This is a genomic window from Variovorax jilinensis (genome assembly GCF_030316885.1).
Taxonomy (GTDB): Bacteria; Pseudomonadota; Gammaproteobacteria; order Burkholderiales; family Burkholderiaceae_C; genus Variovorax; species Variovorax jilinensis.
Genome location: NZ_JASZYQ010000013.1, coordinates 25,811 through 50,269 on the forward strand (window position 1 = coordinate 25,811; position 24,459 = coordinate 50,269).

General features: G+C 64.5%; 22 protein-coding genes. 11 read left to right on the forward strand and 11 right to left on the reverse strand.

Going from position 1 to position 24,459, the window contains the following annotated elements; genetic code table 11:
• The first annotated feature begins 411 nt into the window (after positions 1-411).
• The 3 genes from QTH87_RS25665 to QTH87_RS25675 all read left to right on the forward strand — a co-directional run bounded on the left by QTH87_RS25665 (position 412) and on the right by QTH87_RS25675 (position 2,976).
• On the forward strand, positions 412-1,425 hold the full coding sequence (locus QTH87_RS25665; RefSeq protein ID WP_286613214.1) for a patatin-like phospholipase family protein: 1,014 nt from the start codon (positions 412-414) through the stop codon (positions 1,423-1,425).
• A gap of 436 nt (positions 1,426-1,861) precedes the next feature.
• On the forward strand, positions 1,862-2,386 hold the full coding sequence (locus tag QTH87_RS25670; protein WP_286613215.1) for a DUF4142 domain-containing protein: 525 nt from the start codon (positions 1,862-1,864) through the stop codon (positions 2,384-2,386).
• 302 nt (positions 2,387-2,688) lie between these two features.
• Entirely contained in the window at positions 2,689-2,976 is a 288-nt protein-coding gene (locus QTH87_RS25675) for a hypothetical protein (RefSeq protein ID WP_286613216.1), read from the forward strand.
• A gap of 320 nt (positions 2,977-3,296) precedes the next feature.
• Here the strand turns inward: QTH87_RS25675 and QTH87_RS25680 are convergent, their stop codons facing one another.
• Entirely contained in the window at positions 3,297-4,637 is a 1,341-nt protein-coding gene (locus QTH87_RS25680) for a replication initiation protein (protein WP_286613217.1), read from the reverse strand.
• 517 nt (positions 4,638-5,154) lie between these two features.
• On the opposite strand from QTH87_RS25680, the gene QTH87_RS25685 reads away from it, so the two are divergent.
• From QTH87_RS25685 to QTH87_RS25710, 6 genes are all read left to right on the forward strand, one after another.
• On the forward strand, positions 5,155-6,399 hold the full coding sequence (locus tag QTH87_RS25685) for an AAA family ATPase (RefSeq protein ID WP_286613218.1): 1,245 nt from the start codon (positions 5,155-5,157) through the stop codon (positions 6,397-6,399).
• 325 nt (positions 6,400-6,724) lie between these two features.
• A complete protein-coding gene (locus QTH87_RS25690) occupies positions 6,725-7,921 on the forward strand; it encodes a ParB/RepB/Spo0J family partition protein (RefSeq protein WP_286613219.1) in 1,197 nt (398 codons plus the stop codon).
• Positions 7,922-8,389: 468 nt separating this feature from the next.
• Positions 8,390-8,725, forward strand: a complete 336-nt coding sequence (locus tag QTH87_RS25695; protein WP_286613220.1) for a hypothetical protein — start codon at positions 8,390-8,392, stop codon at positions 8,723-8,725.
• Positions 8,722-10,644, forward strand: coding sequence for a site-specific integrase (locus tag QTH87_RS25700; RefSeq protein WP_286613221.1), 1,923 nt, complete (start codon positions 8,722-8,724; stop codon positions 10,642-10,644). Before QTH87_RS25695 ends, QTH87_RS25700 begins: the two co-directional genes overlap by 4 nt.
• Positions 10,645-10,767: 123 nt before the next feature.
• On the forward strand, positions 10,768-11,130 hold the full coding sequence (locus QTH87_RS25705) for a hypothetical protein (RefSeq protein ID WP_286613222.1): 363 nt from the start codon (positions 10,768-10,770) through the stop codon (positions 11,128-11,130).
• A 459-nt stretch (positions 11,131-11,589) separates the two neighbouring features.
• Positions 11,590-11,889 (forward strand): hypothetical protein, encoded by a 300-nt coding sequence (locus QTH87_RS25710; RefSeq protein WP_286613223.1) that lies wholly within the window; start codon positions 11,590-11,592, stop codon positions 11,887-11,889.
• Between the two features lie 433 nt (positions 11,890-12,322).
• Here QTH87_RS25710 and QTH87_RS25715 read toward each other — a convergent pair whose 3' ends face one another.
• From QTH87_RS25715 to QTH87_RS25755, 9 genes are all read right to left on the reverse strand, one after another.
• Entirely contained in the window at positions 12,323-13,129 is an 807-nt protein-coding gene (locus QTH87_RS25715) for an AAA family ATPase (protein WP_286613224.1), read from the reverse strand.
• Between the two features lie 85 nt (positions 13,130-13,214).
• A complete protein-coding gene (locus tag QTH87_RS25720; protein ID WP_286613225.1) occupies positions 13,215-13,730 on the reverse strand; it encodes an antitoxin Xre/MbcA/ParS toxin-binding domain-containing protein in 516 nt (171 codons plus the stop codon).
• Entirely contained in the window at positions 13,731-14,330 is a 600-nt protein-coding gene (wrbA, locus tag QTH87_RS25725) for an NAD(P)H:quinone oxidoreductase (protein WP_286613226.1), read from the reverse strand. It lies immediately after the preceding gene.
• A gap of 204 nt (positions 14,331-14,534) precedes the next feature.
• The gene (locus tag QTH87_RS25730) at positions 14,535-16,172 is read right to left on the reverse strand and encodes an MFS transporter (RefSeq protein ID WP_286613227.1); all 1,638 of its coding nucleotides are present in this window, start codon (positions 16,170-16,172) and stop codon (positions 14,535-14,537) included.
• Positions 16,169-16,588, reverse strand: coding sequence for a DoxX family protein (locus tag QTH87_RS25735; RefSeq protein ID WP_286613228.1), 420 nt, complete (start codon positions 16,586-16,588; stop codon positions 16,169-16,171). Before QTH87_RS25735 ends, QTH87_RS25730 begins: the two co-directional genes overlap by 4 nt.
• Positions 16,589-16,590: 2 nt before the next feature.
• The gene (locus QTH87_RS25740) at positions 16,591-18,480 is read right to left on the reverse strand and encodes an amidohydrolase (RefSeq protein WP_286613229.1); all 1,890 of its coding nucleotides are present in this window, start codon (positions 18,478-18,480) and stop codon (positions 16,591-16,593) included.
• Entirely contained in the window at positions 18,473-18,760 is a 288-nt protein-coding gene (locus QTH87_RS25745) for a DUF1427 family protein (protein ID WP_286613230.1), read from the reverse strand. The genes QTH87_RS25740 and QTH87_RS25745 overlap by 8 nt, the downstream gene beginning before the upstream one ends.
• Before the next feature lie 7 nt (positions 18,761-18,767).
• Positions 18,768-19,421: a hydrolase gene (locus tag QTH87_RS25750; protein WP_286613231.1), complete on the reverse strand. Its 654-nt coding sequence runs from the start codon at positions 19,419-19,421 to the stop codon at positions 18,768-18,770.
• A 106-nt stretch (positions 19,422-19,527) separates the two neighbouring features.
• Positions 19,528-20,229: a response regulator transcription factor gene (locus QTH87_RS25755; RefSeq protein WP_286613232.1), complete on the reverse strand. Its 702-nt coding sequence runs from the start codon at positions 20,227-20,229 to the stop codon at positions 19,528-19,530.
• Between the two features lie 174 nt (positions 20,230-20,403).
• On the opposite strand from QTH87_RS25755, the gene QTH87_RS25760 reads away from it, so the two are divergent.
• Positions 20,404-21,315 carry a helix-turn-helix domain-containing protein gene (locus QTH87_RS25760; RefSeq protein WP_286613233.1) on the forward strand — a complete coding sequence of 304 codons (912 nt, stop codon included), beginning with the start codon at positions 20,404-20,406 and terminating at the stop codon, positions 21,313-21,315.
• Positions 21,316-21,519: 204 nt separating this feature from the next.
• On the opposite strand, the gene QTH87_RS25765 is transcribed toward QTH87_RS25760, so the two are convergent.
• On the reverse strand, positions 21,520-21,723 hold the full coding sequence (locus tag QTH87_RS25765; RefSeq protein ID WP_286613235.1) for a hypothetical protein: 204 nt from the start codon (positions 21,721-21,723) through the stop codon (positions 21,520-21,522).
• Positions 21,724-22,583: 860 nt separating this feature from the next.
• On the opposite strand from QTH87_RS25765, the gene QTH87_RS25770 reads away from it, so the two are divergent.
• A complete protein-coding gene (locus QTH87_RS25770) occupies positions 22,584-23,486 on the forward strand; it encodes an ABC transporter substrate-binding protein (RefSeq protein WP_286613237.1) in 903 nt (300 codons plus the stop codon).
• Positions 23,487-24,459: the final 973 nt, after the last annotated feature.

Genomic DNA, 24,459 nt, shown 5'->3' on the forward strand with positions numbered 1-24,459 from the left:
ACGTGACGTCGATGCCGACGTCAGTGGTGAGTTCGTAGAGATCGCGTCACCCCGTCCGGCTCCTGACGTCCCTTAGAGATGCGGTTGCCAGGACCCGCCTCGGCCAGGTGGACGGGTCCGAGGTAGAAGGATGGGGCTGGGGATGGGTCAGGAAATTGACCCTTGACGGGGGAATCCACGCAGGCTGGGTGCTAGCAAGCGGATGTGGCCGGACGCTTCCTTCAGGCGGCGGCCAATGGAGGCCGCGCGAATCTTCTGAACCGGGACATCGGCGACGTACGCCGTCCAACCTACAGCACGTCAGCCTCCCGGCCTAGGGGCCCGCGTTGCGGCAAGGCTACAAATGCACTGACTGTCACGGCACCGCTGTCGCCGTTGCGCCTCTTTCTTACCAATCCTCTGTTAACTCCTATGTCCGAATCAACCCGCACGGGCTCCAAGGTCCTCAACCTCGCACTTCAAGGCGGCGGCGCACACGGCGCATTCACCTGGGGTGTGCTCGATGCCCTGCTCGACCAGCCTGACATCCAAATCGGCCGCGTGAGCGGCACCAGCGCCGGCGCGCTAAACGGCGCCGCGCTGGTGTCAGGGTTGGTCACCGGTGGCCGCCAGGCCGCCAAGGACAACCTTGAGCGGCTGTGGCACAAGGTCGCCGAGGTCGGCGCACCCATGACGTTCATGCTGCTGCCGCTGCGCAAGCCCGGCATGGGCGTCTGGGACGACGCCCTGCCGCTGTTGTCTCCTTACCAGACCAACCCAGTGGCGCTCGCGCCCCTGCGCCACGTCCTCGACGCGGTCGTGGACATCGAGGCATTGCGCACGCCCTCCCCCCACCCACTGTTCGTCAATGCGGTGAATGTCCACTCCGGGCTGTCGCGGGTTTTCGGACCGCAGGACATTTCAGCCGACGCGATCCTCGCGTCAGCCTGCGCCCCGTTGATGTTTCAGGCCGTGCAGATCGAGGGCGAGTCCTACTGGGACGGCAGTTACGCAGGCAACCCGATGCTCTGGCCCTTGTACCGTGGGGACCTCGACACCGACATCATGATGGTTGAGCTCACACCATTGCACCGCCCCGAAACGCCGACCACGGCAAAGAACATCCTGAACCGGATCAACGAGATCGCATCGATCAACGGGCTCATCTCCGAAGTTCGTGCGCTGGAGACGCTCAATCGCTCGGTGGCCGAAGCCGACATTCGGCTGCATGTGCTGAGCCTGCCGGACGCGGGAAGTGCGAGCGAGATCGAGCCCTCGATCAAACGCACGGTTGGACCGACGCTCTTCGAGTCGCTGCGCCGCACGGGCCGGGCTGCGTGCGAAGTGTGGCTCGAGGAGAATCGCAGCCAGCTCGGTCGCCACGCCACTGTCGACCTGGAACAACGCTACCTGGCGCCGTACGCGCAACCCACAGTCCCCGCATGAAGACCCGACGGTCGGTACAGCTCGCCTTGGCGACCGTTGCGTCGGCGGCGCCCGTTCGCCCCGCCAAGAAAGGGAGGAGAACGGCGAACGCCTCGATCTCGCTTCGCCGGCCGCTGTTGGTCGACTATGAGGTTTGGATGGCTTGGACCGCGCGGGAACTGGCAGAGCCTCAGAAGCGAAAGCCGCCAGGTGCGAATCGCGCCGTTTAACATCCATTGACATCGCAAGCGCATCGCGCCGCTGCGAGCATGGTTGATGTTGCTCACACTCGATATCGTGTGTGTGAGGATCTCAACGATCGCTGCAGCCCGCGCCACGCGTGGTCTACGCACTGCGAGCCGACTAGGGCAGCGACGACGTCATCAACTTGCGCACTTCACCGACAGCGCTAGGAAAGCGAGCATGCCAAGGTTCGTCGACATCCTCGGAGATCGCGATGGCTTTTCGTTCCATGATCGGTGCACTGCTTGCATCGGCTGCTATTGCCTTGTCGTTTTGGGCTGTTGCGCCAGCCAGCGCGACACCCGATCGCTTGGACAAGGCCGATGCCGACCTGCTCGTGGCCATAGATGCAGCCAATCGTGCAGAGATTGCATCGGGAACACTCGCACTCGAGAAATCCGGGAACACGGAACTCAAGGAGCTCGCGGACGCCATGATTGCGGATCACACCAAGGCCGGGATCGAAATCAAAAAACTTGCGGTCGCGCGCAACTTCAAGTTTCCCGCGGACGCGAAGGCTGAGAGGGACAGCCCATGGCCGGAGCTGGCGGGTGTCGAATCGAAAGGTTTCGATCAAGTGTTTGTCCGAGCCGCGATCGCACACCATGTAGTCGCAGAGCAACTTCTGAAAAGGACGCAGATGAGCGCGCAGGATGTTGAGCTGAGGGAGCTTGCAGCCCGCATGCTCCCGGTGGCGCAAGGCCACCTTCAGAGCGCCCGACGACTGACGCCGAGATGATGCCCGTGCGGGGGCCTCGCGGCTGAGGACCCCGCGATGCGAGCAGTTCCGCGCGGACGAAAGACAGGTCCGCGTTGTCGGACCGACGCGTACATTTTTCGCCCGCATCGCATCGTCGGCTCCACTAGGCACACGGAAGTCACAGCACACATGCGGGAAATCCCCGCTCCCTCGCGCACCCAGCACACGTCCAATGACAGCAAGGGACGAGAGAGAGTCATCGTGAGATTCAGACTCGCGACCGGCACGCAACAGAATGGGCGCGGTGCTCGGATGTGGAATGGTCCTTGCAGGAGGAGGCCATGCTGACGACAGACCAGAAAGAGGCGATTCTTCTGCGCGCCGGAGTTTCCGTCCCGCCGTTTCCGCGAACTGGCACGATCACCGCGGAACGGGTGCACGAGGCCGAGCAGGAGGTGCTTCGCACGTCAAAAGAGGTGGCATCGACGCGTGCTTCGCAGATCGAGCAATGGGCGCAGCAGGTCGAGGACCTGTACGTGGCCTATGTCGCGCACCGCGCCGCCAAGAGCCTGCACGACGACCAGGCGGCGCGCACCTCTTCGGCCGGGGAAAATTGGACGAGACGTTGAGTCGCCATGCCGTTGCGGCCATTCAATGAATGGCAGACGTTTCCCCCGTCCGATCCTATGGCCGCAGGACCTTGTCGGATCATCAGCGGGATGAGCACGCGGCTGGCGATGATCGATGAATGCCGCACTGGTCACCGCAGCCAAAACGCCGCGATCCTGATCTCTCAATTTGAGCTTCTAGCGGCTCGCCGAGTCGCGATTGCGGCTCTGAGCTGGCGGCGGGCAACCCCGTCTCGTGCCGACCCGTGGAGTGACGACCTGCTGCCATGGGTGTGCGTGGGCGCACAGGCCTCGCGGGCCGCCTTGCCCGCCATCGACCCCTACGTCGGAGAGGCAGCTACTTCGAGCAACTGCTTGTCGGTGGGCTTGTTCCAGTCGGGGCCGTAGGCTCCTTGGGCGTAGTAGCTCACCATTTCATGGCGGACCATGGGATGGGTCCACCCTTTGCCTGCCAGCCGCTGTATGACCGCGGGGTGGGCCTTGCGAAGGCGCAAGTCCTCTTGAAGTCCCAGCACGAGCTCCGCCTGCTGGTCTGGCGGCAGGGCTGCGACCTCGGCGACGAGTGCTTCGATGCGCGCGGAAAGCCATTTTTTCTCCCATTGCACCAGGCGGTCACTCGGAGCAATAGGCGCGATCTCGGCTTCCTTCACTGGAGCCGCTTTCTCCAGTGCCTCTTCTTGGGCTGCGAGATGGCCCGGCAGCACGCTCTTCAGGTACCGCAGCGGATCGCGAAGGGGTTCGGGGAAGGCGCTCGCGGCGCGCTTCTCCACCGCTTCGAGCGCGGTCGCCACCGCGGCCTCGCCGAACTCGTCGATCAGGCGCTCGATGCGCGCGGCGTCGATCCCCAGGCGTTCCGCCCCGGCGAGCAGTGCGACATCGACAGGCTCGGTCGCCGAGCGCTGTTGCAGCGAGAGCACGCGCTGCGGCTTCTTCCGCACTGTGAACTGCAAGTCGGAAACGAAGCGCCCCGCCTTGAACTCGAGCATCTCGATCTCGATGTCGGCCACCGCGTTGATCTCCGCTAGCGCGGGCTTGAGCGTGTCGCGCTTGAAGATGCGGTATTCAAGCCGCTGGAGTCGTTCGTCGTCGGGCCGTCCTAGCAGCACGGGGCGCCACCAGGTCCAGGGCTTGCGGGCAGTCTGGCCCACGCCGAGGTAGCGCGAGCAGATCTCGTACAGCGCGACGGCGGGGTGCGAGCCCAGTTGCGAGATGACCTCGAGCGACAGCTTTGCGAAAATCTCGGGATCAAGGAGCTCATTGCGCATGTTCACTGCGTACGACCATTCGACCCAGATTTGCCCACGCTCCTTGGTCAGACGGGCATGAGAGAGCATGCCGCAGACATCCCAGGTCTGCCACTCACCGGCCGTGGGCGACTGCCACTCGACCAGCGTGGTGATCATCGACCGCAGATGCGTCTTGATGATCTTCATGTCGCCGCTGTTGTAGTCGAGACCCTTGACGATGTCGGTCAGCGCCGCCCTGAAGGTCTCGTGTTCCAACCCCTGATTCTGGGCAATGTGCAGCAGCACATTCCAGGTCCGCCGCCCGAGTGCGGTGATCTTGCTGTTCTGGGGAACGAGCGCCAGCGAGAAGACGGGCTTGAGCAACGGCGCACCTCGCCCGGAGGCGGAGGAGTCTCGATTTTCTGCGGAAGCCATGGGTCGATCGTAGCCCAGTTCATGTGAACTGGCGATTCACGTGAGGTGCGCAGACTGGCGACGCCGACATCGACTGTAAAAGCTCCATTCAGCAGGTATGCGCCCGCCACCTAATAGCCTTCGGGGTCACCGGAAAAGCTCCACGTCGGCGGCTTTTCGGTGATCTCTGACCGCCACGGGCACCGCTTTAGGCAACCTTGAGGCGCTCACCGTGTCCACTCCGGCCCGGAACCGGAAAACCTCCACCCGTTACTGAATCCACTCAGCAGTCCACTGTAAACACTCCGGAGTCCACTGAAAAAGCTCCAAATACCTCTATAACTTGTTGATTCTAAATGACTTTTGTTGCGCAAAGTATTAAAGGGGTTGAAGGGATTGGACCTCTTAAAAACCCGCGGGAAGGGCTGATGGAGACTTTTCAGGAAATCAAGAGGAAAGTTTGGACGAAACTTGGATTGTTTGCGCAAAACACGTCCAACACGCACAATCAGCGCATCGATCACTAACTGGTTCACCGATGGAAATTCGACCGCTCATTACCTTGGCTGGGGTTCACCAACAGGCTGCCGACGCCGCGGCTATGCTGTCCAGCATCCGGTCCGCGATGCTGGCACCGATGGTGCGCAAGGCAGCACCGGTCTTCAGCGCCGACCAGGTCGCTACGCTTTGCGAGGCCACGTCGCGTGGGTCGTTCGCGCACCGTGTGACCAGTCGCAAGGATATGCCGTCTGGGACCTTGGTGTCTAACGGCCGCAAGCGGGTCTTCACCCTGGGGGAGACGCGCGAGTGGGTGCGGGACTACCGCAAGGACATGCTCAGGCCCGAGGGGGCAGAGGCAATCACCATCTCGATCGCGAACTTCAAAGGGGGGACGACCAAGACCACGACGGCCATGACACTGGCACAAGGCCTCACGCTGCTCGGCCACCGGGTGTTGGTGATCGACACCGATCCCCAGGCCTCGCTGACCACACTCTTCGGCATCCTGCCAGATGTCGAGATCGCGGGCCAGGACACCATCATGTCGCTCGCTGACGGTTCTCAGACCTCAGTACGGCCCATGATCCGCTCCACTTACTGGGACGGGCTCGATCTGGTCCCTGCCGCGAGCTCGTTGTTCGACGCCGAGTTCATGCTGCCGTCGCGTCAGGGAAAGGAAGGCGTGTCGGGCTTTCAGTTCTATAAGGTGCTGGACCTGGGCATTGACGACGTGCGCGCCGACTACGACGTCATCATCATCGACAGCCCCCCTGCCCTCTCCTATCTGACGATCAACGCGTTGATGGCCGCGAACGGCATCATCATGCCCTTGCCGCCCGAGACGCTGGACTTCGCGTCCTCTACGCAGTTTTGGTCACTTTTCTCAGATTTGACCGAGACGATGCTGGAGGGCCGGGGCCAGACCAAGAACTTCGATTTCATCAATATTCTGCTGTCACGCGTTCCGCCGAAGGCGGGGCGCGGCGCGTCGACAACGGCGGATGCGGTGAGGGAATGGATCGCAGCCACATATAAAGAGAAGGTGCTCCCCCTCGAGATTCCGCGCACCTCCATTGCGTCACAGAAGTCGTCCGGATTCGGAACCGTCTACGACAGCGAGCCGGGTGACGCGAAGGACAAGACGTACAAGCGGGCGCGCGACGCCTATGACCTCTTTGTGCAGCACATCGAAGTTTCCGTACGCAATGCATGGGCTCGGCAGTTGGCCGTGCCCGCCGGGGGGTGGTACGGTACCACCCTACCCAACACGCTCGCGTCGTGAGCGTCGGTGGCATGCCCGGTCTGGGGGGTGGTACCGTACCATCCTGGCGCATACTTCTCGGGAGCGCTCTGGGGAATCGTTGCCGAATGCGCAAATGTGCCCCGGATCGGCGGGCGCGTTGGCGGTCTAGAAAGCAGGGGTGGTACGGTACCACCCCGAACCAGTTTTCCAGGGAACGGCGCGTTTTGAGGACTGAGAAAACCATTCCTGCATCGTTTCGGGCGCTCGATAGCAGCCGGGTGGTACCGTACCACCCCCACGGGATCCGTCGCCGCCCTCACTTCGCAAACCGAATTCATGACAAAGACAGTCTGAGAGGAAAGCAATGGCCAACAAGAACCTGATTAAGCGTGCGTTCAGCGTGACTGCGAACCTACCACCCGCGCCCTCGTCCACCTCGCCAGATCCCACCGCCGCCGGGGCGAACAACGCTGCGCCTCCGAAGTCGAGCGCCGTTGTCGACTCAGAACTAGTGGCGGGCGAGGGCACTCCCGTTGCGCCAGGTGGTCATGCCGATCGAGCCGGCCGCTCGCCGGTCCAGCCAGCGTCGGCTTGGGTGGCGCCGCCGGTGGGCCCGGCCGCCGTCAAGCCGCCCGGAACACCGAAAACTGCGCCCGGCTCCCTACTGGCATTCATGGCGAGCCAGTCTGATGTGCACAAGGAAGCGATAGCGCTTCGCGAGCGCCTTGCCACCTTTGAGGGCGCAAAGGTGACGCGCCATCTCGATCCCAGGACGATCCGTCCCTCAAACTGGGCCAATCGTGATCCGGCGCATTTCGAGACCGCGGGATTCCGTCAGTTGAAGGAAGAGATTGGGGGCGCTGGCGGAAACGTCCAGCCAATCAAGGTACGGCCAATTGCGACCCCTGGGGCTCAGGATCCGCAGTTTGAGGTTGTGTTTGGACATCGCCGTCATCGTGCGTGTCTCGAGCTCGGCTTGCCAGTTCTTGCCATGATCGAACCCGGCCTCAACGACACGCAGCTGTTCGTGGAAATGGAGCGGGAGAACCGGGGCCGCGAGGACCTGTCCGCCTGGGAGCAGGGCGTCATGTACCTACGCGCCTTGGAGCAAGGCCTCTTCCCCTCGGCCAAACAAATGGCCGCAGCCATCGACGGCGATCCGAGCAACATTGGCAAGGCCATGGCGCTCGCGAGGCTGCCAGGGGAGGTGGTCAGCGCGTTCGGATCACCTTTGAACCTGCAGTTCCGATGGGCGAGTTTCCTAAGGGATGCGCACCAACGCGATCCGGAACGGCTGCTGCAGTCGGCGCGGGAGGTGTCGGCGCGGCAGCCCAGGCCCAAACCGGCCGAGGTCTTCGCGGCGCTCACCGGAGCGCGGAAAGCGGCTCGCGCCGCCTTGACGCCATCCGAATGGAAGGACGAGCAGGGCGAGCGCGTGGCTACTCTGTCTTTCGACCGAAAGGGGAGGGCGACGGTGGCTTTCGACCACCCAATGGACGAGTCCCAGCGTCGCCGCCTGACCAAACTGATTGAAGGATTTGTCGCTCGCAAGGGTCCCTGAAGTTAGCGACAACTAACATAATCCGAAAATCTAGCCGCCTGCGCCGCTTCGCATCAAGTGCTTATGTGCCTCAGAGGGACGCCATGGCGGCCGGTGTTCGTCGCCAACGGGTCGAGCGAACAGACCTGCGGCGCACGCTCACATGAACGTGATGGAACCGCGAGGCGTCGCCTTTCCAACACCAGTGGACTCGCGGGGCTACTGGGCATCAGTCATTCGTGAGTTCACAAGGCTTTGACCGCGACGCGGCACGGGGATCGGATAGAAGGGTGTCCTGACCCAGATGGAACGCGCGATAGCTGTGGGCCTTGCCGGTAGTTCGTGGCAGCCCAATTGAAAGAAGTAAGCAGAAACTTCCTATTGAATTGTCGTTGGCCAGAAGGTCGGCAAAGGTGGCCTAAGTGAGCTTGAAGCTTGACTGGGACTTCTGAAAAAAGTCCAATCCTGACAATCACTTAAGAAGGGGAGATGAAAAAACCGCGGCCTGTGCATGGCAAAATGGCATGGATGATTACTAAAATCGCAGATCCGATGTTGAAGTGTCCGCGTTCTAATCGCTCCGTCATGGCCCCGAACCCCCTCTCTGCGCAGGTCAGTGCACTAGATGATGAAGCGCTGGCCCACCAGGCCACGGTCTGGCGCAGCCGCGCGGCGCAGGGCGATCGATCTGCATTTGGCATCGCCCACGCGCTGGAGGTGGAGCAGCGTCGCCGGGTCCGTGAGACTGAGCGTCAAGCTTTGCCCGAGGTGCCGCGCGCTGCCCGTCCATGGTGGAAATTCTGGGACAACCAGGCGAAGGGATGAAGGAGTCATCGCCGCGCCGGCTGCACAGCGGGCACTTTGCGTTCATGCGCGCTTTGGCGCAGGGTCTTGACGAGCGCACCAGTTGGGAGCGATACCTGAGGTTGGAAGGAGAGCACAGCGATGCGCGGACGGTTCGACGCACCGTCGCCTGGATCCGCGACGCCTTTGCCGCCGCGGCTCGCCGCGAGCAGCGACCTGGCGTGGCTCGGCTCATCCTGCTGGATCCCGTTCATTTCCCCGCGGCCGAGGAGGCGCGTCCGAGCCTGGCCGAATTCGCCGAGGCGCAGGGCCTGGCCGACTTTTCGGAGGATGAGCAGATCGAGGCATATGCGCAGGCCTATCCTTCGGTGCCAGGCCGAGGTGGAAGGACCGGTGGTGCGGGCGCCGTCGGCCAGTCCCGCAGGGCCCGAATCATCGAACGTCAGCTCGAAGCGCTGCACTGGCTCGAAGGACTGGTTGCACGGGACCCGCGCCCTGGCGACCCTGTAGCGGCGTGGCTCAATCCCGCGATGGCCACCCGTCTGGAACAGGCCGGCCTTCCCACCTTGTTCGAACTGGTCGCGCGAATCAACGGCGTTGGTGCGCGCTGGTGGACTGCGGTCCCGGGCATTGGCGAGGCCAAGGCGCGGCGAGTGCTGGAATGGCTGCGCACCAATGAGTCGGTCCTCGGTGGCCTGCGGGTGGGCCGCCATGCCGCCGTGCCGCGGATGCAGCTGAGGCCGGAGGACTTGGCAGGCGTGGTGTCGCCCGCCACCGCGCTGCTGCCGTTCGAAAAGTTCATCGTGCCGGGCCACCTCGATGGGAGGGCGGGATGTTTTCGGGGGCAGCCGGATTCGGGAAGCATTCAAGCGGCGGATGATCGCTCGGCCATCACCCTCTGGCTGGCCGACAAGGCCAAGGGAGGGGGTGCCCGAACCAGCGTGCCGAAACGGGGTGGTAAGGGCGGCGAGGTCGCTACGATCCTGACCGCGACTCAGCGCGCCTACCGCAAGGAGGCTGAGCGTCTGCTGCTCTGGGCAGTGCTTGAGCGGCAACGGGCCCTGTCGTCGCTCGGACCGGCGGATGCTGCCGCCTACGCAGCGTTCCTGCGCGCGCCACCGGCCAGCTGGTGCGGGCCGCGTCACCATCCCCGGTGGTCGCCGCTCTGGCGGCCCCTCGAGGGCCCCCTCAATGCCGGGACGTTGCGCCAAGCCCTCACTATCGTGCGCAGCCTGTTCGCCTTCCTGGTGACGCACGACTACGTCACCGCCAACCCGTTCGCCGACCAGGTCATACCCCCGGCGGGTCCTTGCGTCGACACCGCGCGCAGCCTGAACGACGCGCAGTGGACGCTGGTGGAGTCTCGCTTGGAGGCCGACGGCGCTGGCGAGCCCGCACGCCGGCTGCGACGGGCGATACGCTGGCTCTATGCGACCGGCGCGCGAAAAATGGAATTGGCGGCAGCCACATGTGGGGACCTTGAGCGCATCGCGCCGGGCGGGAAGCCGGATGCAGGCACTTGGTCGTGGGCGGTCCTAGGGCGGGGAGGGCGCCGCCGTCGCGTGCCTGTGCCAGCGGACCTGATCGAGGAATTAGAGGCGGAGCTCGGCCGCCAGGGTCATGAACCCCGGGTGGACGCGGAGAGCAACCGGCGCGTCCATTTGCTCTCCCGATTCCCATCTGCGGGGGCTCCGCCGTTGCCTTGGTCGACCTCCGGCTTACACCAGGCCGTGAAGACCTTCTTCGCGCGAACGGCCCAGGCGCTGGGACCCGACGCGGCCCGCGAACTCCGCATGGCCAGTGCGCACTGGCTTCGTCATACCCATGGCGCGCATGCGCTCCGGGGTTGGGGGGGCCCTCCGTTACCCGTTGAAATCCTGCAGGACCGCATGGGTCATGCCTCGATGACGACCACCGCGCTGTATCGCAGGGTAAAGTAAGCGCTCCCTTCGAGCGCGGCTAGGCATTGCCCCGGTAGGCGAAGGACTACCCCGAGATACGATTAGATGCTGCACTGCACCAAGCAGCCCATGGTAACCATGGCCCTTTGATCAAGGGCGACCATGGCAAAAGATTTGAATGCCCTGCCTGCGCGCATGCGCGACGCACTTGAAGACCTCGTCGGTGAGGTGAGTTACGCCAGGCGACAAGATGACCTCGGCCGGTTGGCGTCGGTTTGCTATTGTGAGGTGCGCCGCTGGGCACGCATTGCGGGCGAAGATGACTTAGCCGAACTGTCGTGTGCCCTGGTGTCGAACCAGCCTGCCCACGATCGCAAATCGTTGATACGGCAGATCGATAGACTTCTCTGCGAACTTGAGGAGGTCTGCCATCGAGCAGGCGTGGACGCCCACTTCGTTGTACCGCGTTCGCAGGTGGCGCCGCTCGAACAACAGGCCGAAAGCAGCTGCGCGCGCAGTCAATGACGCGTTAGCGGTCTTCTTCCAATAGCTCGCCTTCCGAGGAGAGCATGCCGCTCACATGCAACGCGGCATCTCGCCAGCGTCTTTTCATCGATGCGCGCCTCGCTTTCCTCGCCGTGCGAGCGGCCTCGGCAGGCGGTCTGCATGAAGTCGGTACCTGACTTGACTAGAAGGTGGCGCGGGGAGGGGTAGGGTAGGCGGAGCCGATGCGAAGGCGTTAGACCGCGAGTGCCGAAGGCCCGTTTGGCCTTGCCTAGACACGTCGGTTGTTGGACTTGCCTGCGCCGAGAGTCGATCTTTGACGCATCAACCCGCACAAGTTATGTAGTCATAAAGTAGTACACAATAGGAAACAACCTTGTCACCGCGACCCGCCTGCTCCAGCGCTGCAGCATTGAAAATGGGGATTTGAAGCGGCATGAGGCCGACGCATATGGTCAGAGCCTTGGAAGGTTGGATTACATGAATTGGCAGCACGAACCGGGCACCGCTCGGCATGACCGAGCGCCAGACCCCGCAGCGTGGCTGCACGCCAAAGCGCGGCCGCAAGGGGGGCTTCACGAGAGCACCGTGCCGGTAAGCAACTGGTTTCGGCGCTTCATGCGGCAGCTTCGGCCGGCGCGGATGATCGTTCGTGGAAACGACGTCGTGGGCTGGACCGCTTGCTACGACGACGATGACAACGCGGTGTGGTCGCCGAAACAGGAAAACGCAGTCCGCGGCTGCAGGTTGCGCCGCCGGACGCAACCCGACGAACGCTGACTTCAATGCACAGAGTTCGGTAGACGCACTCGTTGAGCCGTCCAGGATCTTTCAAAGATCCTCGCATCCCGGCTCGATTTCATTGCGGGGCTGTACAAATTCCCCCTCTCGCATGGCCAATGCCACGAATCGCGCAGTGGACGAACTCAGCATCTGACGGATGCCGGCAGCGTGATCACCCCGCGTCCAGCGCGCTATCCTCCGGCGGGGCGAAAAGAGGCTTGTGGCACACCCCTTGCACGCCGTTGATTTCGCCACGGTGCAGAACAATCCATGCTTGCGTAGGTGCTCTTGAAAACTACCCCTGATGATGGCGGCGCTGGCGAACTGGCGCCTGCCTTAGCGAAGGAGCAAGAGGCGATGCGACTGGACGCCCTGGCAGACTTGCACGATCGGTTGCTAGCCAGCTGCAGAGACCAGATTCACTTCAGCGTCATGTGGCGGATCGCGAGCGTTTCGGTCCCCATGCTGCTCGCGATCTCAATTTGGATGGTGGTCTTCTTGTGACGGCGCCCCTGCCATCTCGACCTAGACACGGCCCGTTCGAAACCGCTTCGGCCACCTGTGCCACGGCCGACACCACGTGCTCGCAGTTGTCGAGGACGAGCAACAGTTGCCGGCCGCGCAGGAAGGCCACCAGGTCCTGCACGCCGATGCCCGTCACGGCCGGCATGTGCAGCGCCGCGGCCAACGCGGACGGCACCGCGTCCGCACTGGTCAACGGCGAGAGGTCGACGAACACCACGCCATCGCGGTAGTGGTCGGCCAGTTGCGCCGCCACGCTCACGGCCAGCGTGGTCTTGCCAATGCCTCCCGGGCCCACGAGCGCCAGCAGCCGCGCCTGCGGCAACCTGGCAGCCAGCGACGCGACCGCCTCGCCTTGCCCGACGACGCGCGTGCGCAACCGGGGCAGGGGGGTGGCGCCTTCAGCCAGCGGCTTCGACGTGGCCGGCCTGGGCGTCAGCCCCGGCAGTGCCAGGCCCCAGCCGCTGCCCGGCAGGTGCATGACGTAGCAGGAGGGGCCGCAGTGCCGGGCCAGCACCTCGTTGACGAACTCGACCTGCGCCGGGAGCGCGTCGTCGGCGGGTAGCGCATCGTCCGGCACGAACTCGCCCGGGCGCTGCATCAGCAGCCCGAGCAGGGTCACATCGCCGGCCGCGAGCGGCAGGCGGGTGTTGGAATGGAAGGCCTCTCCCCGGGCCAATTCCAGACGCAGCAAACCCCAGTTGAGCGTGGACATGAACGACACATCATCCACACAGGGCTGCGCTGGCTCAAGTTAAGTTGCGTTAATTCTGCGAACGCGTCCCTTATGGCGCCGGGTTTCAGCCCAGCGCAATGAAGCGATCGAGGCGAGCCGCGCCAATCGCGGCTTCCACGTCATGGCTGACCACCTGCACCGGCGTCCGGTTGCGCAGCGCAGCGTGCGGCTGGACGAACCAATGCGCCAGCTCCCACGCGTCGTCGAACACGCCGCCCAGCTCGCCAACGACAGCGAGCGGGCCGGTGGCCACGTGCATGTCCTGGTCGAACTGGAAGAGGGGAAGCCAGAGCTTGCCGTTCCAGTCGAAGCTCACCAGGTCGCCGCGCGCCATGTGCCGGGCCAACGCAGGCAGCGTTCCGCTGGCGCTGCGGGCCAGCCGCCCTGCCAGCTCGCAGTCGGTGGCGATGCCGCCGCTCGCCCGAAAGCCGGGGAGCATCGCAACGAAGGCCCAGTCGGGTGTCGTGCCCGGCACTGCCGTTGTTTCGGGGGGCAGTGCGCGCGAGGCGGCGCTGGACCGATAAGGCGCTTGCACCGGCCGCGACTGCACTTGCGCGTCCTTGTCCGTGGGCGACGACATTCAGCCGTGGAGCTTCAGGCTGGTCTCGGCGACGCGCCGTCCCTGGTAGCGGGCGCCGTCCAGGTCGACCGCCACCGGCGCGCGCGCGCCGTCGCCGCCCGCAATCGTGCTGGCGCCGTAGGGCGAGCAGCCATGCGCTTGCTCGAGGCCCATCTGGCCGGAAAAGCCATAGTCGAGACCGACCACCACCATGCCGAAATGCAGCATGTTGGTGATGATGGAAAAGAGCGTCGTCTCCTGTCCGCCGTGCTGGGTGGCGGTCGACGTGAACGCCGCGCCGACCTTGCCGTGCAATGCGCCGCGCGCCCACAGTCCGCCGGCCTGGTCCAGGAAGCTGGCCATCTGCGAGCCCATGCGGCCAAAGCGCGTGCCGGTGCCAATGATGATGGCGTCGTAGTGCTCCAGTTCAGCCACGTTGGCAATGGGTGCCGTCTGGACGAGCTTGTAGTGGGCCGCTTTGGCGACTTCGAGCGGCACGAGTTCGGGCACGCGCTTGATGTCGACCGTGGCGCCGGCCGATCGAGCGCCTTCGGCGACGGCCTGGGCCAAGGTTTCGACGTGGCCATACGCGGAGTAGTAGAGAACCAGAACTTTGGACATGGAGGCTTCCTGTGGTGAAGCCTCGATGCTCCGGCGCCTGCCCGACGCTGTCATCCGCTAGTAGTCGTCATGCGGGTGCGCCCAAAGGCAGGGTCTTCTCTAGCCCAGTTGGGGGGGCGGCGTGAAAGCCGGGCGCAACGGAAAAATGGCATGCGCGCGTGCCTAGACCCACGACCTCATTGAAACAGGGTAAGCGGAGGGCCGTCAGGGCGGCCCGGCGTCGGCGGCTGGCTCCAGCGCCAGGTAATGGCGCACGAGGGGCCGGTCCGGGCCCATGTGATAGCGCCAGGCCTCGTACTGCACATCGGCTTGCGCCATCGACACGCGCTCATGCTGGCGCAGGTGTTCGGCCCAGGACTCCACGAGAAACCATTCGAGCAGGCGGTCTGGGTCGCTCGCGTCCTCGGTGATGCCCCAGGCATAGGCGCCGTCGCGGCGGCGTGCCAGCGATAGTCGCTGGATGGCTTGCCAGAATGCTGCCCGATCCTGCTTGCGCACGCGGTACTCGACCTGCACCATGACCGGACCGCGGTCGTTGTCCACGGGCTCTGCCAACAGCGGCTCGGGCCAGTGGCGTGATGGCTGGAGATCGGTGTCGCCGGCAGGCAGCCTGATGCGATGGAAGAGCGCGGCCACGACCACGAGCCCCACCGCGCCCATCAACAAGGCCAGCGGCACGCCGGTTTGTTGCGCGACCAGTCCCCAGATGACGCTGCCGGCCGCCAAGGCGCCATTGAAGACGGTGAGGTACACGGCAAGCCCGCGGCCGCGCACCCAGTTGGGCAGGATAGATTGCGCCACGCCGTTGAGCGTGGTGAGCGCGATGATCCATCCGATGCCAAGCACTAGCAGCAGCACCACGGCCAGCCACTTCGCCGGTGCGAGGAACAAGGCGGCCATCACGCCCGCGGTGAGCAGCGAGGCGAGCAGCACCAGGCCGTCGGCGTCGAGACCTGCGCGCAGGCGCGGCATAGCCACCGCACCGGCGATCGCACCGGCGCCCACGGCGCCCAGCAAAACTCCGTAGAAGCTCGCTGAGCCGCCGAGCATCTGGCGCGCGACGAGCGGCAGCAGCGCCCACACGGAACTTGAGAACAAGAAGAACATCGCCGCACGCAAAAGCACCACGTGTAGCTCGCGGCTCGCGCGCGTAAAGCGAATGCCGGCGCGGAAAGCGCCCAGGAAGTGCTCAGGGAGTGCGGCGTCGCCCGCCTGCGGTCTGCGCCACCAGAGCAGCGCCGCAATCACGAACACATAGCTCAGCACGTCGACGCCATAGGTCAAGGCTGCGCCGAAGCTCGCGAGCAGCAGCCCGCCGGCCGCCGGGCCGATTGCGCGTGCGATGTTGATGCCGAGTGAGTTGAGCGCCACCGCGCTCTTGAGCTCGGCGCGCGGCACCAGTTCCGGCACTATCGACTGCCAGGTCGGCCCCATCAATGCCGCGCCGATGCCGCCCATGAATGTCAGCACCACCAGCGAGTTGACGCTGAGCGAGCCGGACTTCGCGAGCACGAGCAAGCACAGGCTCACCAGCGCAAGAAAGACCTGGATCCCGATCAGGAAGCGCCGCCGGTCGAGGATGTCCGAAAGCACGCCAGCCGGGATGGCGAGCAGGAAGACGGGCAGCGTGGCCGCGGCTTGCACCAGCCCAACTGCGGCCGGGCTCGCCGACAGCTCGGTGACCATCCATGCGCTCGCGACATCTCGCATGAAGCTGCCTATGTTGCCCAGCACGGTGGCCGCCCACAACACCGCAAACACACGCTCGCGCAATGGCTCGAAACTGCCGCGGGGCGCCGACACGGCGGGTGTAACTGCAGGCTCAGGACGCGAGGCATTCATGGGCGTGCTGCATTATCACCTCCGTGCCGCAGGTCGTGCCATGCGACCAGCACGAATCCGCCGATGAGTCCCCAGTGTTCAAAGAATGCATTCGCCGCCATGAAGCGTTCCGGCGGCGCCATCCCCCAGAAGCGATTGGCGACGAAGGTCGCGAACAGGGTGAAGCCGGCCAGGGCAAGTGCGCCCAGCCAGCGATGGAAGTCCGTAAGGATCATCAGAGATGCCCCCAGCTCGACCACGATGGTCGCGATCGCAATCAGCGCGGGCATCGGGATGCCGAAGTGCTGAAACTCCGCCAGAGCCCCGGCGAAGTCCGTGGCCTTGCTGATGCCGCCTTGAAGATACGCCGCGCACAGGCAGAGCAGCGCGAACCAGTGCACCGCCGCGGTGGTGAATGCCTTGCGCAGCGCGTTCATCCTCACACCGCCCAGCAGGCGCAGCCGAGCGCGCCCCAGAAGCTCTTCAGGTCTTCCACCGGCAGTGGGCGGCCCCACGCGCTGGCGTGACGGTGACCGTGCATGCCACAGGCCGTAGAGCATGCGCACCACGGCGCGGCGGCGGCGCGTGCGGCCTGCAACGGCGCCCCCTCAGATTCGGCCCAGCGGCCATAACCTCTGAAGGTGCGCACGGGCGACCAGTCTGGCGTGGCCGGGGGCGGCGGGCTGTCATCCTCCTTGGCGAAGGGTCCCGCGCCGTAGACCACCTTGCCGCCCACGAGCGTGAGCAGCGCGGCCGTGTCTGCAATCTCGGATTCGGCGCAGTCGAAGAAGTCGCGGTCGGGGACCACCAGGTCGGCGAGTTGGCCCGCTTCGATGCGCCCCTTCCTGCCGACCTCGCTGGAGAACCAGGTGACGTTCTCGGTCCAAAGGCGCAGTGCGGTCTCGCGGTCCACGCAGTTGCGCTGCGAAGTGATCTGCAGGCCGCCCACCGTGCGTCCGGTGACGAGCCACGACAGCGACACCCACGGGTTGTAAGACGCGACGCGAGTGGCGTCGGTACCGGCCGATACCCTGGCGCCTTTCTCCAGCATGCGCTTGACCGGCGGCGTGGCTTCCGCCGCCCGCGGGCCATAGCGCTCGACGAAGTATTCGCCCTGGTAGGCCATGCGGTGCTGCACCGCGATGCCGCCTCCGAGCGCGGCGATGCGGTCGATCGACTTCTCCGAGATGGTCTCCGCGTGATCGAAGAACCAGTTCAGTCCGGCCAGCGGGATATCCTTGTCGACCTTCTCAAATACATCGAGCGCGCGGGTGATGGTTTCGTCGTAGGTCGCATGCATGCGCCACGGCCAGCGGTTCTGCGCAAGCACGCGCACCACTTCTTCGAGGTCGCCCTCCATGTTCGGCGGCATGTCGGGACGCGGCTCGCGGAAGTCCTCGAAGTCGGCCGCCGAGAACACCAGCATTTCGCCCGCGCCGTTGTGGCGGAAGTAATCGTCCCCTTGCTTGTATGTCGACTGGGCAGTCCAGTTCAGGAAGTCCTGTTTCTCCTGCTTTGGCTTCTGGGTGAAGAGGTTGTAGGCGAGGCGGACGGTGAGCTGGCCCGCATCGGCCAGCTTGCGGATGACCTCGTAGTCTTCGGGATAGTTCTGAAAGCCGCCGCCCGCATCGATGGCGCCGGTGACGCCCAGACGGTTGAGCTCGCGCATGAAGTGGCGAGTCGAATTGAGTTGGTATTCGAAAGGTAGCCTTGGCCCCTTCGCGAGCGTGGCGTAGAGGATGGCTGCATTCGGTTTGGCCAGCAGCAGCCCGGTCGGGTTGCCGGCCGCATCCCGCACGATCTCGCCGCCGGGCGGCGCCGGCGTGTCGCGGTTATAGCCCACGGCGCGCAGTGCGGCGCCATTGAGGAGGGCTCGGTCGTACAGGTGCAGGATGAACACGGGAGTGTCGGGAGCCACCGCGTTGAGTTCCGCAAGGGTCGGCAAGCGCTTCTCGGCGAATTGGTGTTCGCTGAATCCGCCGACCACGCGCACCCATTGCGGCGCCGGCGTGGCTGCTACCTGCCGGCGCAGCATGTTCATCGCGTCCGCAAGGTTGCGAACGCCGTCCCAGCGCAGTTCAAGGTTGAAGTTGAGGCCGCCGCGGATGATGTGCAGGTGGTTGTCGATCAGGCCCGGCAGCACGCTGCGCCCTTGCAGGTCGATGCGGCGCGTGCGTTCGCCGGCGAGCGCGATCACATCTTCGTTGCGGCCCACCTGCGTGAACCGGCCGTGCCGAATCGCGACCGCTTGCGCTGAGGGGTTGGCGCGGTCGAGTGTGGTGAAGCGGCCGTTGTAAAGGATCAGTTCCGGCGCGGCTTCATCAGCCATGGCGACCCTCGGCCCCTGATGTTGCCCTGGCCCGGGTCTGCGCGTCGCATTGCGGCAGCTCGCCGAACATGTGTGGCTTGACCTGCCGGTGAAACCACGACGTGGTCGCCACGCTTTTGTCGAACACCTGCTTGACGAGCGGCGGGATCTGCTCGCCCAGCAGGATTCCCAGCAGGCCCACCAGCGCGATTACCGGCGGCGCCGGCGAGCGAACGTTGAATAGCGCGTAGATCACGCCGACCAGCAGCCCGAGCACCGCGGAGACCACATAAGGCTTCATGGCAGCCTCAGCCTTCGTGGGCACCGAACATGGTCTTGGCGTAGATGATGCCGAGCCCATAGGCGCCGGCGAACCTGCGCGAGATGCCGGTCGTCAGCTCATAGGTCTCGCCGCGGGCCCAGTCGCGCTGCATCTCGAGCAGATATTGCAAGGACGTCATCGGCCGCACACCGGCCTGAACCATGCGGTCCATGGCGCGGTCGTGGGCTTCGGGCGAAACGTCGCCGCAGGCATCGGCCAGCACGTAGACCTCGTAACCCTGCGCCAGTGCTGACAAGGCCGGGCCAACGATGCACACGCTGGTCCACAGGCCGCACAGCACGAGCCGGTCCTTGCCGATTTCGTTGACGCGGCGGACTACGCCGGCGTCTTCCCAGCTGTTCATCGTGGTCCGGTCGAGCATCTTCTGCGCCGGAAAGGCGGCAGTGATCTCGTCGAACATAGGGCCGGAGAAGCTCTTCTCGGCCACGGTCGTCAGGATGGTCGATGCGCCGAAGCCGGCGGCCGCATGAGCGACGAGTGCGGCGTTGGTGCGCAGCGCGACCGCATCGATCGAGTGCGTGGCAAAAGCCATCTGCGACTGAAAGTCGATCATGATCAGCGTGTGATCGCTGGGCGTGAGCAACTCGGGGCTGGGAACAGGCGTGGCGGTGATGGACATTCATGGACTCCTTGACGCTGAAAAATGACCCTCAGCGTAGGCGGGGGCCCGGCCTTTCGCCATGCTTTATAGGGGGGGATGGCCATCGTCCAATTGGGGTAGGGCGTTACTGCACGAAGGCGTCCCGCGCATAGACGTGCCGTGCGGCAGAGGGGCGACTTCCCATGCCTGCGGGTCGCGGGCGTGGCACCAGTCCACGTTGGACCGCGATGCCGACCGCCTCCGTGCGCGTGGCGGCTTGCAACTTTGTCAGTATTGCCTTCACGTGCGCCTTGACCGTGCCCTCCGAAATGCCCAGCGCATTGGCAATGGCCTTGTTGCCCTTGCCGGTCACCAGTTGGTGGAGCACCTGTTGCTCGCGCAGGGTCAGCGGCTCGCGCGCCAGGCTTGCGGCGACTTCCTGCGCCACGGCGGCCCCGAGATAGCGGGCGCCTTGGTGCAGTTGCCGCACGCCGTTGATCAGTTCGTGCGTCCCGCAATCCTGCAGCAGGTAGCCCTGGACGCCCGCTTCCAGGGCCGTGCGGGTTTCGTGCTCGCGGCACGAGGACGAGATCACCAGCACCTTCGGGGCTGTTGCGCGCTGCCCGGCGGGCAACTCCCGAACACGCAAGGCGAGCGCCACGCCGCCTGCGCGGTCGGTGATGACCACGTGGGCGCGCCGCGAGTCGGTGGAATTCCGCGCATCGCCATCGTCGGCCACGACCTCGATGTCCTGCTGCTGGTCGAGGGCGGCGGCCAGCCCCATAGACAACAGGAACTCAGGGTGCGCAATGCGCACGCGGATGAAGCGATCGGTGGTGGAGAACATCCCGCGACGCTATCGGTCGCCGGCGCGGCAGTCTTGTCCGAAACGACGTTGCATTGTCGATTTTGTCGATGGCGATAGCACTGCCGGAAGTCGGAGGAATATGCAAGACTGTTGAAAGCTTTGGCGGCAAAATCCCGGTCGCAGCTCGAACCACAAGACCGGAAAGGCCTGACCATGGATGGCAACTATTGCGCGCCGCAGCGGCTGACGTCCTATCTGGGCGTGGCGGATGCGCCCACTCTGTTTGCGGGGACGCTGGACAAGGCTTCGCTGTTCGTGAATCGCGAGCGCGTGGCCACGCGCAACCATGGCCTGACGCCGCTCTACGATCTGGAAGACGCCTTTGCGGTCTACCTGCACCTGTGCGACTTCAACCGGCTCGACCTGTGGCGCGACGGGCGCCGCATGCCCACCGCGCCTTACGTGACGGGCGCCGCCATCGTCTACAACCTCGACCAGCAGTGGCGCGCGAACATGATCGACCCCTTCGACTGCCTGCACTTCCATGTGACGCGGGCCGCATTCGACGAAGTAGTCGACGAGTACGGTGGTCCGCGGATCGGCATGCTGAACTGCGCGCCACAGGAATGCGAGGTCGACCCCGTGCTGCTGGGTCTGGGCCAGACGCTGCTGCCGGCACTCGCGCGGCCCGGCGAGGCCAATGCGCTTTTCGTGGAACATGTTGGCATCGCGCTGCACATCCACCTGGCCACGCACTACGGGGGACTCCAGTTGCCGCCGCGCCGCCGCGCCGGCGCACTCGCCCCCTGGCAGGAACGACGCGCCAAGGACTATCTGCTGCACCGCATTGCGGAGGATGTCTCGCTGGCCGACCTGGCGAAGGAGTGCGGCCTTTCGCGCAGCCATTTCACGCGTGCTTTTCGCCTGTCAGCCGGCATGCCGCCGCATCGCTGGTTGCTGGACCAGCGAATCCGGATGGCGAAGCGGCTGTTGCTCCACGGCGGCATTTCACTCAGCGAGGCCGCCTCTGCCTGCGGTTTTGCGGACCAGAGCCACTTCACGCGCAGTTTCACCCGCGTCACGGGCGTCAGTCCTGGCGCATGGCGGCGGGCGCGGATGCACTGAGGTCTTCGGTCCCCGGGTTGCGTATAGCCGCTTCTCCTCGGATGCCCGCTCGGTCGCCCCCGGGCGGCTCTCCAGAACAGCTTGCCGACTCCCGGATTCCAGGCGCACATTCGCTCTTCACTTCCCCGGCCGAAGCGCCAGTTGCCGAAACCCAGGCGACTGAGCAATCCAGTCGAACGTGATCGACTTCCCGCCACCGGAGTGTCAGGAACCAGGCCCTATGGGGAGTTGGGAAGAAAGCGACGGGTCGTTTTTGTCTCCGGTCAGCAGCGGGACCTCGACGTGCGGCACGGTGGCAGGCGCCTGCGCTTTGTCCTGCCGCGGGGGCAAACCAAACGCCGCACGATCTTGATCACGTCGGAGCGCGTTTTTCGCGATGGCTGCGGCGAGTTCGGGCTTGTTGCTCATGATCCATGTTCCCAAGATGATGGCTTGCCGACTCCGGCGCTTACGCTCTGCGTCGGACTCGCGGGCTAGGGAGACTCTGATCAAGTCCACCGCCCCGTGATCTGGTGCGTTGTCGTCGCAGGCAACGTAGGAGGCGGCAGATGAAGCAGATGAGACTTGGCACGTGACTGGGGAACAGCTCGCGGCCGGTCGTCCTTGGAATGGGACCGCGCTAAACACGCCACGCGCGACGCTTGGCAACGACTCAGCGACAACGGATCGACCCTCGCCCGGGACCGCTAATGTCGAGAAACACGACAAAGGGGCGGGTTACCACCTAAATGCGCGACAAAACAGGCCGGTCACTCGCAATTTCGCGACCGGTCGCGCGTCCGCCAAACGCTGCTTATCGTTTTTTCGGCGTTCTACCGTGCTGCCAGCGATGCGGCAGTGCCAGCCGACCGACCGGCAGTTGCGCCGGGTCAAGACTTGGCAGGAGTTGCGCCGTTCCAGCTGGCGTAACTGCGTAACCGAGCGCCGGGAGCCCGCGTCGCCACCGTGACTCGCTGCGCCAGGCGACATTCATGCGCAGCAGGTGTGTCACCGCCACTGCGCAACCCAGACCACGGCCAAGACGCCTATGGACCGGCGGTGCCGCAGCTCGGTATAGTTGCCGACGCACCCAAGAGTGCGCGCGTCGTGGTCGAGCTATCAGCTATCTCTACCAAGCCTCACGCTTGACTGCTAGAGTTGCCGGCAATTTTGCTCCGGGAGGGTGCCGTATGTCCAAGTGCGGAGTCGCTTCTCGATCCATTGGGCGCGCGTTCGCCTCCTATGCCATCGGTGTAGGCTGTTGCTGCGCACAACCGACAAATCCAACCGTGCCTACGCCGGCCTCGGCGCTGCCGCGCATCGGGATCTTGTCCGGCTGGGGCCCTGACGTCACCAAACCGGTCGTCAATGAGCTTGCGAGGATCGGGTGGGTACACGGCAGGACCGCGATCATCGTCGAGCGCTTTTCCACGGGATCCCTCGACGAGCTCCCACAGCTTGCACGCGAGCTGGTTCAAGCTAAGGTCGATGTCATCATGGCATTCACCAGCACGGCCGCCGTCGCGGTTCAAAGTGCAACGAAGACCATTCCCACCGTGGTGCTTGGCGCACATGACGGAGTCGCAGACGGCCTCTTCCAGAGCCTGGCTCGCCCCGGCGGCAACATGACCGGCAGCGAGACCCTATCGCCCTTCCTCGATGAAAAGCGAGCCGAACTGCTGCGTCTGATCGTGCCCAAGGCGGTCAACGTCGCCGTCATCTTCAATCCGCGCAATCCCAGTTCCGAACGGCACCTGAAGTCGACTGGTGATGTCGCCCGGAAACTCGGGATGAACATCACTTTGGTACCGGTGGAGGCGCCCAAGGACTTCCCCGCTGGGTTCGCTGCCATGGACCGCAGCGATCTCGATGCCGCGTTCAGCTACACCGACGAAGTCGTGTGGCTGATGCCCAGGTTCGAGTACCAGAAGGCCAGGCGACTTCCGATGGTCTGCGAATACGAAGTTCAAGTGAAAGCGGGGTGCCTCTTTTCGTACGGCGCCCTGTACAGCGAATTTACGAAGGTGACCGCGCAGCAAATCGACAAGATCCTGAAGGGCGCGAGGCCCGCGGAGATGCCGGTGCACATCATGACGCGGTACGAATTGGTCCTGAACCGCACAACTGCTCGTGCGCTCAACCTCGACATCCCTCACGAATTTTCGCATCGAGCCGACAGAATTCTCGACTGAAGGATTGGACGACCACCAATGGTGCCTGCGGCCCTAGTCGCTCGTCTCAAGCGCATAGGTAGACAAGCAGTACAAAAGCTGGTTCCCTTGCCGAAGCGACGGTTCAGGCCATCCATGGCGCCGATGAGAGTCGAGTTGTCCCCCTGCGCGTCGCCAAGATCCAGCTCGTTCTGTACCAAGGCACCCGACCGCAGATCGACCAGCATCGATCGGGCGTGCGCCGCGATCTCTTTGGGGGTCTCCGCAATCCAGCGCGCGATCTGCGAGCCCCTGACGCGCACCTCCTCCGGATGCTCGTGGCGGATTTGCTCCTCGGCGCAGTGGTAGCGAACCGCTCACAGGCAGCACCCGATTTAGACTGGGTGCAGTCGGTCGATTTTGGCCGGCGAGCGTCGGAGACCGCGGATACCTGACGTTCGCGCTTTTGTGCGCGACCGGCCGGTCTACTTGGAAACTTGACCTTTGCTGTCCAGGCTCCCAGCGACCAGGGCCACGACGTCCTTTGAATGGCTTCTTCCCAACGTCGCGAAATGGCGTTCAGGGCCCGGAATTGCCGTCCAAAGGCCGAAGGGGAAATGCCGTTCTGCAGCGAAAGCGGCCGAAGGGGAGGGCAGGCCGGATCTGCGGCTTCGTGCCCGTTGCAGACATCTGCGTGGGCTTGTCGAACCGGAGCAACCCGCCATTCGCAGACTTGGTCCAATTTGCCCCGAAGCCGACCTTTGCGTCGGGCATACGACAACGTCTGCAGGTCCGGAGCGCCCGACCCGGCGCCCAGCGCCCGCGTGCCGGCAAGTCATCCGGCTCGTGGCGTCGCATTGCAGTAGTCGAAGAACGCCTCCAACTCGCCAGATTTGTCGAAGACCGTATCCGCGTCCAAATCAAGACACCGACGGCGCATCTGGGGCGTGGGATAGTTGGTCAGAACGACCACGCGCTGGTGCGGAGACCGACTTTGGCAAGCACGCACGCCGAA

Coding starts and splice junctions, on each gene's coding strand:
- QTH87_RS25665 (WP_286613214.1), top strand. CDS start 412: ATGTCCGAATCAACCCGCACGGGCTCCAAGGTCCTCAACCTCGCACTT.
- QTH87_RS25670 (WP_286613215.1), top strand. CDS start 1,862: ATGGCTTTTCGTTCCATGATCGGTGCACTGCTTGCATCGGCTGCTATT.
- QTH87_RS25675 (WP_286613216.1), top strand. CDS start 2,689: ATGCTGACGACAGACCAGAAAGAGGCGATTCTTCTGCGCGCCGGAGTT.
- QTH87_RS25680 (WP_286613217.1), bottom strand. CDS start 4,637: ATGGCTTCCGCAGAAAATCGAGACTCCTCCGCCTCCGGGCGAGGTGCG.
- QTH87_RS25685 (WP_286613218.1), top strand. CDS start 5,155: ATGGAAATTCGACCGCTCATTACCTTGGCTGGGGTTCACCAACAGGCT.
- QTH87_RS25690 (WP_286613219.1), top strand. CDS start 6,725: ATGGCCAACAAGAACCTGATTAAGCGTGCGTTCAGCGTGACTGCGAAC.
- QTH87_RS25695 (WP_286613220.1), top strand. CDS start 8,390: ATGAAAAAACCGCGGCCTGTGCATGGCAAAATGGCATGGATGATTACT.
- QTH87_RS25700 (WP_286613221.1), top strand. CDS start 8,722: ATGAAGGAGTCATCGCCGCGCCGGCTGCACAGCGGGCACTTTGCGTTC.
- QTH87_RS25705 (WP_286613222.1), top strand. CDS start 10,768: ATGGCAAAAGATTTGAATGCCCTGCCTGCGCGCATGCGCGACGCACTT.
- QTH87_RS25710 (WP_286613223.1), top strand. CDS start 11,590: ATGAATTGGCAGCACGAACCGGGCACCGCTCGGCATGACCGAGCGCCA.
- QTH87_RS25715 (WP_286613224.1), bottom strand. CDS start 13,129: ATGTCCACGCTCAACTGGGGTTTGCTGCGTCTGGAATTGGCCCGGGGA.
- QTH87_RS25720 (WP_286613225.1), bottom strand. CDS start 13,730: ATGTCGTCGCCCACGGACAAGGACGCGCAAGTGCAGTCGCGGCCGGTG.
- wrbA (WP_286613226.1), bottom strand. CDS start 14,330: ATGTCCAAAGTTCTGGTTCTCTACTACTCCGCGTATGGCCACGTCGAA.
- QTH87_RS25730 (WP_286613227.1), bottom strand. CDS start 16,172: ATGAATGCCTCGCGTCCTGAGCCTGCAGTTACACCCGCCGTGTCGGCG.
- QTH87_RS25735 (WP_286613228.1), bottom strand. CDS start 16,588: ATGAACGCGCTGCGCAAGGCATTCACCACCGCGGCGGTGCACTGGTTC.
- QTH87_RS25740 (WP_286613229.1), bottom strand. CDS start 18,480: ATGGCTGATGAAGCCGCGCCGGAACTGATCCTTTACAACGGCCGCTTC.
- QTH87_RS25745 (WP_286613230.1), bottom strand. CDS start 18,760: ATGAAGCCTTATGTGGTCTCCGCGGTGCTCGGGCTGCTGGTCGGCGTG.
- QTH87_RS25750 (WP_286613231.1), bottom strand. CDS start 19,421: ATGTCCATCACCGCCACGCCTGTTCCCAGCCCCGAGTTGCTCACGCCC.
- QTH87_RS25755 (WP_286613232.1), bottom strand. CDS start 20,229: ATGTTCTCCACCACCGATCGCTTCATCCGCGTGCGCATTGCGCACCCT.
- QTH87_RS25760 (WP_286613233.1), top strand. CDS start 20,404: ATGGATGGCAACTATTGCGCGCCGCAGCGGCTGACGTCCTATCTGGGC.
- QTH87_RS25765 (WP_286613235.1), bottom strand. CDS start 21,723: ATGAGCAACAAGCCCGAACTCGCCGCAGCCATCGCGAAAAACGCGCTC.